We start from the raw sequence: 11,271 nt of genomic DNA, 5'->3' as shown, positions 1-11,271 counted from the left end.
ACGACTTGGTTGACTGCTTCTTGTTTAAATTCGCCTGAGTAACGGATACCTTTACCCATGATTTACCTCTTATGGTTTAAGTTACATTTTTACCATAAAAAGTGTCTAAGGTTTTCAGGCCGTACCAGCGAAAGAGGAAATAAAAGCCCAGGAGCGGCAGGTACATGCAAGGCAACGTGGGTTACTTTTTGACCCCAGCTAAAGTAAATTTCTACTATAATCTTTGTGGAAACTATTATGCTGTCATTTTTTAGTAGTAATAAAGAGAAAGCAAGTGACAAATATCTATAAAAGCCCTGAGGCTGGTATTGAAAAAAAGGAAGCTGAAAAACTCCATTTCCGCTCAAAAACGGGTTGGAAAGTATTTTTCTTTATAGTATTGATACTGGAGATTATATCTTTATTGTCTTTAATATTCGGTGAGTCAGCTTCACTCGTAAATACATTGGGTGAAATTGTTATATATGGTCTCGTTCTTCTAGGATTGTATGGATTTGCTTTTAACAAAAAAATATTGGTTAGAAAGTTTTGGTTTTTAATGATTTTTGTTGCGTTTTTCTGGGACGGATATTCGATGTTTTATCAGTACACTGAGCTAGCAGAAGAGCAGTTCCTGGAGTCTGTACCATATGGAGCTTATTTTGCAATTGCAATTTTTGCGATTTTTTGGCTTCCATTTCTTATTATCCAAACGATCGCGTTTTATAAATACAGCTTTCGTTCACCCGAAATATGGAATCAATAAAATTGGCTCTATTTGAGGTAGAGAGTCCTACCCCTCTACCCTATGCACACTGTATGTTACAACCCCAAAAACAGCGAGCTCCTGTTCGGGATCAAGGCGAATTCTGGGATACTGAGGATTCATCGGTAATAGCCAGTATTGGTTATTCTTGATGTAAAGCTGCTTCACTGTAAGGTCACCATCAACCTCTGCCACGATGATATTACCACTTCGTGGTGTCAGCGAGCGGTCAACGACCAGAATATCACCATTGTTAATGCCTGCATGAATCATCGAATCACCACTAGCACGTAAGAAGAACGTCGCTGCAGGGTGCTTTACCATGAGCTCATGTAAGTTCAGCTCTTTCTCCATGTAATCGTCGGCAGGACTGGGAAAACCTGCTGAAACACTGCATGAGAAAAGAGGCGCTGTATCTAAACTTGTTTCTTCCATAGCCATAAAACCATATACTGTACATATATACAGAATTATAGTCTTCTGGATAATTATTGATCAAGGGGCTTTACTAGAAATACGTGTGCGTTGTTACTGCTTTGAATGAGATAAACAGACTCGTCTAAACTTATTACATTAGCTTGTTGCACGCTAAAGAGTGTGTTTTAAGAAGGGCAAAGCAATGTTCATGCAAAATCAGTGTAAAAAAGTCTGGGCTCCACTAAAGTTTGCAATTGTTTTATTTACAGGAGCTTTGATGGCGCCAACGCAGACCCAGGCACAACAAGAAGGTTCTCTTTATGATCGGTTGGGAGGATTAATGCCTATTTCCGTTGTAGTCAGCGACTTTATTGATGCTCTAGTACCTGATACAACGCTCAATCAAAGCCCGGCAATTGATGCCGCGAGAAAACGAGTTCCTGCTCCTTATCTTAAGTATCATGTAACTGCGATGATGTGCCAAGCGACAGGAGGGCCATGCCAGTATCATGGAAAGACGATGAAAGCAGCTCATGCTCATTTGAATATCACAGGGCAAGAGTGGGATCGTATGTTGACTATTTTCAAAGAGGTACTTGCTAAGCACAAAGTGCCAGCAAATGAGACCAAAGAGCTTCTGGGTATTGTAGAGTCAACGAAAGCAGACATTGTCACTCAAATGCCATAGTAGAACGTTCACTTTGTTACAGCTTCTACCGTTGTTACATACCCTTGATTACTCAAACTGTGTGTCACCCTCTCTATTGACCAGATGCCATCTATCCCTTCTCGAAACCCTGATATGTGCACATCAGCTTCAGCAATAAGTCCAGGATTACCAGGTAAAGACACCTCAATACTGGCTTCACCACGCTGATAAGATGCAAGCCTGGCTCTAGCCGCTTCTTGTGCTTCTGCTGCAGTTTTAAAAACCTTTCTTATCTGATAACAAGGCTCACCCTTTCCAGCTGAAATCAATTGCGTAGTCGCTGCATTCTGATCTTGGTATTTGGCGATTACCCGTTGATAGGCACTCCGTTCAGCCATAGTGACATGTACAGACGACACTTGTGGCGGTGTTAGCGTAATAGCCGGAAGTTGATTCCCTGAAACCGACTTCCCCTGCCCTCGTTTTACAAATAACAAATAATTACCTGCAGGCTTAGCTATCGCCCTCACTTCCTTGGCCAGACGCGATAAAAAGTGCAAATCACTTTCTTCCGTTTGATTCACCACAGCGTAAGTGATTTGTTGGAACTCTTTGCTAACACGCGGTTTTAATCGATAACGAGCTGCAATGCTTTTCACAATGTCCGTTAATAAAAATTCTGGACTAGGTTGTCCAGGGTGTTGCCAGGTCTTTGTTTTGGGGGCTTTCATTTCTTTGCGCATATCCGCCACTTTTGCACTAATCCCTAGTGTCCAAGGTGGTCCAGCTAAGGTTAACTCATCCACCACATACAAGCCCATTTTAACCAGCCCCGTTTCATTATAGCCCAGCGCAATATTTAACTTGGCACCTGTAGAAGGCAAAGCAATCTGATGATCCCGATCGTCTAGCTGGATAGAAACCATATCTGAATCAAAACCCGCACAATCAACCACCTGCAGATTTAATAACCGAGATTTTATTTGCTGAGTAATATCGGTGTTATTCGCAATAATGTTAAACCAGGGTGTTAATCCCATAGCTTCACCTGTGATTTCATTGACTGCTTAGGAATATCGGGTAAATTAATTATCGTTCCTGATGGTAAAATCGTAGGTAATTTAGCCAAGCCTGGATTTGCTTCAAGTATATGTTCTACGACAGCTTTGGTATGACCATAATACCGCCAGGCTATTTCATCCAGCGTTTGCCCCTGGGTTGTTCGATAACGGTGCATCACCATCCCCATAGCGACTTAAAGAAAGTTGAAAAGTAATTTTTTGCGGGCGACCATCTTCTAAAAAATACGTCTGCTCAGACTCGATAGACTCAATAACAAAATGGCCTAACACAGAGCCAGTCCCTTCGACTAATAAAAAGGGCTTACCTCTCCCCGCTTCATTTCGTAGTTGTTCCACCTGTTCCAGACCACCTAAGTAATACGGATAAATCACGCCTTTAAGTGTTAAACTTTGCTGTCCTGGACCTATGTATTGGTGAGTTGGAGTGTTCGAAATACGCTCCTGCTGACTCCACCGGTAATGGTGAGTTTGCTGACTGGATTGATAAGCAGCCGTATTGCGACTAAACCGAAAACGGACTTGTTGTTGAGGATTAGTGAGAATTAACATGGGTTGGGGCATAGCAAGCTCCTTTGGCTATGCCCAATATAGATACAACTTACAGCGTATAGATAGGGGAAAAATGAGTTATAGAAATCTTAAACCAGCTTCTCTACGTCAATAACATAGGTTCTAGGTATTTTATCATGCCAACCCACTGGTCTATCATTTTTGCTTCCAAACGAGAGCATATCAAAAGGGATAAGCCGGCAAAGTGTACGTATAACCACTTGGAAAAAGTTTGGTTTTAATCCCTGACGATTGACCACTTTAGTCTGTGTAATAAGCTTCCCAAGAGTTCGCCCCCATATCGCTTCCTGAGGGACAAAATAAACAAGAAATGTTATAAGAGTTATGACTTTCTCGTTCAATAAATACTCTTCTAAGTGAGAAGCTCCAAACACATTTATAAACTGAAGAATAACTATAACGACAACAAACAGCGTTATAATTAAAAATATTAAATCAATTATCATATTCACAAAACGCTTCATCGTACCCGCTATTTTTAACTCATCAAATGCGATGTCGTTTTGAGAAAGCTTTGCTTCAGGTGATTTATAAATTTGGTTTGTCACTCTAAGTAAACTCACAGACTATTCATGAACTCAAAAGCCCGAGCATCAACTTCAGAGATTACTTGGGATCTGCTATATTCTGTATTAAGTTTATCGCAGGAAATAACTTCACTGTATACCATCACAAATAAACGGCTTTTATTAGGTGGGAGTACCTTGCGATGCATTTTCTGAATAAAACAGCTGTTTTCTGAAGACCGTGGTAATTTGCCAACCTTGAAATACGTTTTATAGTTAAAGCCCCTGAATTGCATATTACCAGAGTTAAAAAGCTCTTTATCTTTAAGTTCATCAATAAACATTGTTTGAGCCCCTGCCTCAACGAACGCAACATAAAAGGCTCCATCAACATAACCATTTGCACTCTTTTTTAGGAAAAGATAGGAATTCTCATTATCATAAGATCCACTAAAACCATTATCATACTCATTAAACTTCTTACCAGAGGTTGAATTCACCAGCTCATAAGGCTGTGGTATGTTGAGGCGTATTGCGGGTGAGGCATTAGAAACTAGGATATTATCCTTAACAGTACGCTTAACGTTAACACCACAACCAGCAAGCACTACCGATAAAACAATAACTAACAATGTATTTTTCATAACAAACCTAATTTAGATACTGCTCAGACTTTATTTTGAGGCCAGCATAATATCACCTGATCAATATTCAGCCAACACACCCAAGTATCAATACTGAACTAGTCTAATCACTTCAACTGTAAGGAGAAGTACTTATAAACTCATTCTTCTAACCAGTTCATTTGCCTGCTTATCAACACTAGTCAACAAGCTATCATCATCTACTCTTCCATTATGAATTTGGTTACAGGGTATAGCTATAATGTAACTAATTGAAAATAAATGCTTTTTCTCTGTATTTAGGAATGTCCAAAACCTTTTAGATAGGCTACATTGAGCTATAACATCTTTATCTAGTGGTGATCTATGGACCTCAAAAAAAGTGGTATAACTGGTATCATTAATCGTTATAGCACTTCGGTTAAAGTAGCTATTTCCCCAGCTTTTAATATCATACGTTAATGTTTTGCTCGCATCGCTAAAGTCAACTGTTAAAGTGCTATCAGTAACTCCTTTAGCATTACGTTTCTTAAAGTAAAACCAATCGCGATGCTCGTATGCACTGCCTGTAATGTTAGAAAATTGAACAAGCTTTTTCCCCGAAAAAGAGTCAATAAACTCATATTCATAAGGTACGGCTAGCCGAATTTTTGGGTGGTTTTCAGAAACAACAACGTTATCATAGCCGATATATCGCTTTACAGGTGCAGCACATCCTGAAATAAATATTAACAAAACAACAGTTAAAATAGCTTTTTGCATAGCAAACCTTATTGAGTTACTACCAAGAATAGTTTCATTTGGCTAATCGTTGGCCTAAATCATTGGGATAGATTTTTTACTGACTTATTTTTCGGATAAGCTCATTTGCTTGTAGATCAAATTTATGTACCAAACCATCATCAACCACTCGTCCATCTACAAGCTTCTCACAAGGTATAAAAGACGTATAACTAATTGAAAACTGGTGGCTTTTTTCATCAGTCAGAAATGAGTCAAACAATTTCCCCATTATACACGCATCAATAGTGGCTTTTGCTTTGTCACTAGACTGTTTTCTAGCAATTAAATAAGTTGTGTAACTTATCCCATTTATTGTAACAGCACTACGGTTAAAGTAACTATTATCAGGTCTTCCCGCATTATAACTCATGCCCTTAGGAGCATCGCTAAAACGAAAGTGTAACACGTTATCAATAAGTCCTTTATTATTCCTCTTACGAAATTGGAACCAGTCTTGATGCTCATAACTACTACCAGAACCATCATCAAATTTAATTTCATTTTTACCTGAGCACTTATCAAATAGTTCATACCCATTAGGGACAACTAAACGTACTTTAGGATGATTTTCCGAAACAATAACATTATCATGAGCTACGAATCGTTTTATCGGTGTTGCACACCCTGAAAAAAATAGTGAAAAAACAACAAGTAATAAAGCCTTCTTCATAAATAACCTTACGTAGCTACTGCACAGATACTCGTGAATCGCGGCATAATAGCAGCTTGCATAGCAGCATCCAATAAGAAGAAAAGCTTATACTGAGCTAGCTCAATAGGAGAATTGAATTTTTAGATCGTAAGATAGAACACTAACTATCGCGTCTTAGAAAATATATCGCATTTTCAATAGCTTGCTTTTCAGATAACCGAGGATTCTTACTTTTTTCGTGATTTAATAATCGTTCTGCACGCTCAACATCACCACGACAAAGCCCTACAAGTTCACTCATCACAGAGTCTACTGCATACCCAGTACTCTTACGATTGAAAAGTTTTTTATACAGAAAAAAGGATGCCACAAATAAAAGAATGGCAATAATTACTAAGTGCAAACTAATACCTTAACCTATGTTATTTCTAGAATTCGAAAGTTCAGATTTTATGAGCTTCACATACACAAAATCAATAGAGTAAAACTACTTAACATACTTATAAGCTTACCCTATTGGTCTCTTTAGTTTAACAGATAAAGTTATTACTATTTTTTATAAATTATTCTGTAAATCAATCACTTTTGTACTTGCAGCCAAGTCATGTAAACAACGTTTTTCACGACTGAATATAAAAAGTCCATCAATCAGCCATAACACTCCCAGAAATGCATCACCAATCCAAAATAAAACATGACGCAAAAATAATAAGGAGAACAAATCTAGTTTCTCATTATCGTTATAGCTTACGATTGCTATTTTTAACAACTTCTTGCCAATGGTTTGACCATTTTTGATAAGAAGCCAAATATTTAATACCAAAAATAATAAACCTACAACACCACTATATACTAATAAAGCAGTATCATAATCTTTCCAATAATATTCTTGAGGGTCAAAAAACCAAAAACCCAGCAATATTGGAGCAATCAACGTTACTCTATCAATGATAGTAGCCCAAAAGCGTTTTGATATGGACGCAAGCTTATATGTATCTAAAACGTTTTCTCGTAACTCTGCATCAGGTGCGTGGTAAATTTCACTATTACTCATAACTACTCACTAACTTAGTACTAAGCAAAAAACCGCCGCATTATACCGATAAGTACATCACATTCAACTGCGTTAAATCAGCATTCCTTGATGCTATAGCCCAACTCCACTGCTGTTGTACTTTATCGTTGATGAAAAGCTATACTATGAAAGGAGATCAATTATTGATCAATTTAAGCAGCTAATTTGAACGTGACAATTAGAGAAAGTGTTACGGAAGTGTCACGCAAAGAAGAAAAAAAAGGCCAAAATAGGCTGTTTTTGACAGATTTATGACAGTAATAAACTATATAAAACAATGAGTTAACATGACAGCCCCTCTATTTAAGGGCTTCGGGAGGCAAGGGACGCTGGTTCAAATCCAGTCACTCCGACCAATAAAATCAATTAGTTAGCTCACTACCCTCTCTTCAAAAACAACCTACTGTGTCAGAACTGTGTCATATCGCCATCTGGACTCAAAAATTGGTGTGTAGATAATCAAGCTTGAGCACTGTATATTATAGTTGTCTCCTATTGAGCATGAAGGATAGTTGCAACATTGCTTGCTATTTTCAGCAAGTTACTTAAGAACCAACTAATATTAATTTAGTTTTTTGTGTAGTAGTTTTATACACCATGAATATTGATTCTTTTCTTTATTTACTTGGGCAAATAGCGCCTCCGTTTCTTCTTTTGTATGCATTTAGCACTCACGGACCAGGATTTTGGTTTCTCATGGGTATACCTTTTTTATGCCTAATAATAAAACTCATTAAATTTCAAAAAAATAAATATCGTTTGATTCGACCTGTATTAACTATTCTTATATCTGGTAGTTTATGTAGCATTGCTGGTTATTCCTATAGTGTTGCACAAGACGAAGCCAAAGAAATTTACAGGAAAACTGATGCTCAATGCAAACAGGAAAGTAAATGCCCAAAAAAATCAATGGTTGGGAACAATTCTATGATGATAACGTATATCGAACCGTTGTAGGTAACTATATAACTTACCCTATAACCTATCATTATTCGGAAACTACTTTTAAGCTAGTCCTACATAAATCATTAGATTTAGAGGACACTTATGAAGGGGGTAGCGATTAAATAACCTATAGTAAATATATTTACCAACAAGGCTAGTAAAATACTCTCTCCCCTATTACTTAATTGGACAAGAAATGATTGATGAGCTTATACCATTAATTGAAGATCTTGAATCGCAAGGTGCGGTGGTCATATTGAAGTGGGATGGCGAGCGAAGTACAAATACTAAAAGTGTGGTTATAATGCAAAATGATACAGGCTTTTCTTGTAGAACTGATACCGATGATTTTACAGAAGGCTTTCTAAGTGTCCTTGAAAAGTACGAAAAACACCACGAGAAAGGTGACTGAGTGGCTTAAGGTGGGCGTCGCCCGAAAGGGAGCGCTCTCTGGCGAAAGCCGGACGCAGGTTCGAATCCTGCCCTTTCTCCCAATAAGATTTTAACCCCGGCAGTTCCAAGCAATATTTGATAACAGACTGCACTTCTCACACTTAAAGTTAAAAAGATCATGAAGTGCACTTTCTAAACGCCATTCACCATTACAACCAGGACATTTACGGGATAATTCTTGAGTATAACTTTTACAAGAACCTTTATATAAGTAATAATATGTCTTTTTATCTGTAACTTCCTTAATAGAGTCACAAACCTTAAGCCCTAACCTGGTCAGAGGACTATCAAGCTTTGAAATCTGGTTTGTTCCAAACCTTTCCCCAACAGCACAATTCATTTGTAAACTATCACATGACTGGTAATCAGACATCCAGCATATAATATTATAGTATTCATCATCATATGTTTTTGGTATTCGATAGAGAGGAACAACACCAAAGCATTCACCACAGTAAAGTGGACACTCAAGAGCAAGATAAGTAGTAAAAAGAATATATGATTTTGATGCACTACATCTGCAAATATTAGAGCACCTTGGCTCTTTCCCTAACACAGAAATCAAAGGGACTGAAAACCTATCTTCAATTTCTTTAAAGTATTTATTGACATATTTATTATTAAATTTAGGTGAAAGCGAATATTCCTCAGGTATTTTTATAAAAACCGAAATTGCTTCATTTGTATGAGCAATGGGATGCTCTCTACCCAATATTTGCCCATTCATTCGCCAAGAGCCTAGCAATAAATCGATAAGGTTAACTTGATCATCTAACTCTGATGTTTTATTAACGCCAAAATTAACTTCAACTGTATACATTCTAAATCTTCTTTTTCTCAGAAAAAGATAAGGTCGAAGAAATTATCTTAAATATTCTCGGCCTACCATCAACCAATTTAATATACAATATTTCTTTAGTCTTTCCAGATGTTACAGCACTATGATCCTCAAAATTTTCTTCAACAATAGAATAAATAATACCCTCTCTTTTGTCTTCAGATAGCTGAGTGGATTCAACATCTCTAACTGAGTGATAGTTTTCCGTATTAGCCAGGTTTGCAATAACCTCTTTCATTTCATCATAACTGTTGATTACTTTTACAAGCTTTTCATTAATTAGTTCATACGCTACAAAATCACTAGTGAATAATGCCATGACAACATCAATATCCTTATTCTGCATACCTTTATCCATAGCAAGAGCAATACCTACTAGGTCATCAACATTTAATTCATCTTTGGCAGATAAACCAGTAATTAACACAGTTGATAATAATGCTGATAAAAAAATCACGTTTAAACACTTAATCATTATTTTACTTTTAACTTTCAATTGCCGCCTCCCTTTTTTCCTAGATAAAGATACTATGACGACTAAAGTGCAATCCCACTATCATACACAGCTTGGTTCAATTATTTATTATCGTAATTATGGCGCGCAGCTCTAATCTCATCATGGTGCTTATCAGCCCAAGATACAAGCCCCCAAACAGACTTGGTTAACCCCTTACCTAGCTCAGTTAATTCATACTCCACCTTAGTCGGAACTTCGGGGTAAACAGTACGTTTCACAAACCCGTCCCGCTCCAACTCTCGTAATGTTTGCGTTAACATGCGTTGCGAAATTCCTTCAATTCTTGATTTCAGTGAATTAAAGCGGTCAGCCCCACCAACAAGGCTAAATAAGATCAGTATCGACCACTTGTCACCTATCTGAGCAACCACATCACGAATTGGACAATCTTCACTTTGTATAAAGACTTTTTTGCCCACTTTATTACTAGCAACCATATTCTCACACTCTCATAGGTTATCAAAAGGTAACTAAGGCAGAATATACTCCCTTATTGCAGTGTAACACTAACTTATGTACCTTAGTATATATAAGTAACCTATAAATTAAAACATTAAACCCAAGGTGATGCGATGTCTCACTCCCAGCTCAATAAGGCTCTGAAAGAATATGCGTCAAACAGCGCTGCATCAAGCATTGACCTTTTCTCTCCCCAATACGTAAAAGTTGGTAAATTTGACATAAGGTATGTCCGCTACAAGAAGGAGAACGCCCCTACGCTAATCTTACTCAATGGTTTACCTCAAAGTATTAGAATGTGGGAGAGTGCTTGGGAAGCTCTTTGTCGTAACTTCAACATACTTGCATTCGACATTCCTGGGTTTGGTTTAACAAAAGCACAAAAACACGACATGTCCCCCAGGAAATTAAGCCCAGTGATCATTCAGGTCATGGATCATTTTGGTATCCCAAAAGCACATCTTGTTGGGCCAGACGTTGGAGCACCGATCGTGCTTGCCACCGCCATAGAGTACCCAGAACGTCTTGAGAGTATTAATATTTTTGATGGCCCAGGTAGTTATCCGCCTAGGATGTCTAGCATTTTAAAAGCGGTAATTAACTTTAGCTTTGTTCGCTGGTTAGCAAAAGGAATAAATAAAAAGTCCGTTATGGAAACGAACTTTAAAACAGCAGTTAAAGATGGCTACCATCGTTATCGACCAACTAAAAGAGCGATTAAAGAGTACTATGATATTGCTTTTAATGAACAAACCCATAAATGCGCAATCACTTTCTTTGGTTCCTACCCTAAAGATCTTTCCTGGATGCAAGAACGATTAAAAGAAATTTGGTACGGCCTGAAAACCTTAGACACTTTTTATGGTAAAAATGTAACTTAAACCATAAGAGGTAAATCATGGGTAAAGGTATCCGTTACTCAGGCGAATTTAAACAAGAAGCAGTCAACCAAGTCGT

18 protein-coding genes and 1 tRNA gene are annotated in these 11,271 nt (G+C 37.6%); 6 read left to right on the top strand and 13 right to left on the bottom strand.

Features of this window, described 5'->3' with window-relative positions:
* Positions 1-274: 274 nt before the first annotated feature.
* Entirely contained in the window at positions 275-745 is a 471-nt protein-coding gene (locus KHS79_RS25350; protein ID WP_212722960.1) for a hypothetical protein, read from the top strand.
* A gap of 27 nt (positions 746-772) precedes the next feature.
* Here KHS79_RS25350 and KHS79_RS25345 read toward each other — a convergent pair whose 3' ends face one another.
* Positions 773-1,180 (bottom strand): LexA family protein, encoded by a 408-nt coding sequence (locus KHS79_RS25345; RefSeq protein WP_233468591.1) that lies wholly within the window; start codon positions 1,178-1,180, stop codon positions 773-775.
* 259 nt (positions 1,181-1,439) lie between these two features.
* On the opposite strand from KHS79_RS25345, the gene KHS79_RS25340 reads away from it, so the two are divergent.
* Positions 1,440-1,850 (top strand): group I truncated hemoglobin, encoded by a 411-nt coding sequence (locus tag KHS79_RS25340; RefSeq protein ID WP_233468590.1) that lies wholly within the window; start codon positions 1,440-1,442, stop codon positions 1,848-1,850.
* 8 nt (positions 1,851-1,858) lie between these two features.
* On the opposite strand, the gene KHS79_RS25335 is transcribed toward KHS79_RS25340, so the two are convergent.
* The 9 genes from KHS79_RS25335 to KHS79_RS25295 all read right to left on the bottom strand — a co-directional run bounded on the left by KHS79_RS25335 (position 1,859) and on the right by KHS79_RS25295 (position 7,081).
* Entirely contained in the window at positions 1,859-2,851 is a 993-nt protein-coding gene (locus KHS79_RS25335; protein ID WP_212722958.1) for a contractile injection system protein, VgrG/Pvc8 family, read from the bottom strand.
* Complete coding sequence (locus tag KHS79_RS25330) at positions 2,842-3,048, bottom strand: tail protein X (RefSeq protein ID WP_212722957.1); 207 nt, start codon at positions 3,046-3,048, stop codon at positions 2,842-2,844. The genes KHS79_RS25335 and KHS79_RS25330 overlap by 10 nt, the downstream gene beginning before the upstream one ends.
* On the bottom strand, positions 3,008-3,454 hold the full coding sequence (locus tag KHS79_RS25325) for a phage tail protein (RefSeq protein WP_212722956.1): 447 nt from the start codon (positions 3,452-3,454) through the stop codon (positions 3,008-3,010). Before KHS79_RS25325 ends, KHS79_RS25330 begins: the two co-directional genes overlap by 41 nt.
* 77 nt (positions 3,455-3,531) lie before the next feature.
* Complete coding sequence (locus KHS79_RS25320) at positions 3,532-4,026, bottom strand: RDD family protein (protein ID WP_212722955.1); 495 nt, start codon at positions 4,024-4,026, stop codon at positions 3,532-3,534.
* A complete protein-coding gene (locus tag KHS79_RS25315; protein WP_212722954.1) occupies positions 4,023-4,613 on the bottom strand; it encodes a hypothetical protein in 591 nt (196 codons plus the stop codon). The genes KHS79_RS25320 and KHS79_RS25315 overlap by 4 nt, the downstream gene beginning before the upstream one ends.
* 132 nt (positions 4,614-4,745) lie before the next feature.
* Positions 4,746-5,354, bottom strand: a complete 609-nt coding sequence (locus KHS79_RS25310) for a hypothetical protein (protein ID WP_212722953.1) — start codon at positions 5,352-5,354, stop codon at positions 4,746-4,748.
* Positions 5,355-5,430: 76 nt separating this feature from the next.
* A complete protein-coding gene (locus KHS79_RS25305) occupies positions 5,431-6,045 on the bottom strand; it encodes a hypothetical protein (RefSeq protein ID WP_212722952.1) in 615 nt (204 codons plus the stop codon).
* A 142-nt stretch (positions 6,046-6,187) separates the two neighbouring features.
* The gene (locus tag KHS79_RS25300) at positions 6,188-6,328 is read right to left on the bottom strand and encodes a hypothetical protein (protein ID WP_157365609.1); all 141 of its coding nucleotides are present in this window, start codon (positions 6,326-6,328) and stop codon (positions 6,188-6,190) included.
* A gap of 255 nt (positions 6,329-6,583) precedes the next feature.
* Positions 6,584-7,081: an RDD family protein gene (locus tag KHS79_RS25295; RefSeq protein WP_051311842.1), complete on the bottom strand. Its 498-nt coding sequence runs from the start codon at positions 7,079-7,081 to the stop codon at positions 6,584-6,586.
* A 618-nt stretch (positions 7,082-7,699) separates the two neighbouring features.
* Here KHS79_RS25295 and KHS79_RS25290 point away from each other — a divergent pair.
* From KHS79_RS25290 to KHS79_RS25280, 3 genes are all read left to right on the top strand, one after another.
* Positions 7,700-8,059 (top strand): hypothetical protein, encoded by a 360-nt coding sequence (locus KHS79_RS25290; RefSeq protein WP_212722951.1) that lies wholly within the window; start codon positions 7,700-7,702, stop codon positions 8,057-8,059.
* Between the two features lie 184 nt (positions 8,060-8,243).
* Positions 8,244-8,459 (top strand): hypothetical protein, encoded by a 216-nt coding sequence (locus KHS79_RS25285; RefSeq protein WP_212722950.1) that lies wholly within the window; start codon positions 8,244-8,246, stop codon positions 8,457-8,459.
* Positions 8,446-8,541: transfer RNA gene (locus KHS79_RS25280), tRNA-OTHER, on the top strand. The genes KHS79_RS25285 and KHS79_RS25280 overlap by 14 nt, the downstream gene beginning before the upstream one ends.
* 8 nt (positions 8,542-8,549) lie before the next feature.
* On the opposite strand, the gene KHS79_RS25275 is transcribed toward KHS79_RS25280, so the two are convergent.
* The 3 genes from KHS79_RS25275 to KHS79_RS25265 all read right to left on the bottom strand — a co-directional run bounded on the left by KHS79_RS25275 (position 8,550) and on the right by KHS79_RS25265 (position 10,292).
* Positions 8,550-9,320: a DUF2310 family Zn-ribbon-containing protein gene (locus KHS79_RS25275; protein WP_212722949.1), complete on the bottom strand. Its 771-nt coding sequence runs from the start codon at positions 9,318-9,320 to the stop codon at positions 8,550-8,552.
* Position 9,321: 1 nt separating this feature from the next.
* Positions 9,322-9,834: a hypothetical protein gene (locus tag KHS79_RS25270; RefSeq protein WP_212722948.1), complete on the bottom strand. Its 513-nt coding sequence runs from the start codon at positions 9,832-9,834 to the stop codon at positions 9,322-9,324.
* An 80-nt stretch (positions 9,835-9,914) separates the two neighbouring features.
* Positions 9,915-10,292, bottom strand: coding sequence for a winged helix-turn-helix transcriptional regulator (locus KHS79_RS25265; protein ID WP_212722947.1), 378 nt, complete (start codon positions 10,290-10,292; stop codon positions 9,915-9,917).
* Positions 10,293-10,427: 135 nt separating this feature from the next.
* Here KHS79_RS25265 and KHS79_RS25260 point away from each other — a divergent pair, with 135 nt between their 5' ends.
* Positions 10,428-11,195, top strand: coding sequence for an alpha/beta fold hydrolase (locus KHS79_RS25260; RefSeq protein ID WP_212722946.1), 768 nt, complete (start codon positions 10,428-10,430; stop codon positions 11,193-11,195).
* The last annotated feature ends 76 nt before the right edge of the window (positions 11,196-11,271 follow it).

Origin of the sequence: Zooshikella ganghwensis (assembly GCF_018263875.1) — a bacterium.
GTDB classification, from domain to species: Bacteria; Pseudomonadota; Gammaproteobacteria; order Pseudomonadales; family Zooshikellaceae; genus Zooshikella; species Zooshikella ganghwensis.
The sequence above is the reverse complement of the archived record's forward strand: the minus strand, read 5'-3'. Positions and strand labels throughout refer to the sequence as shown.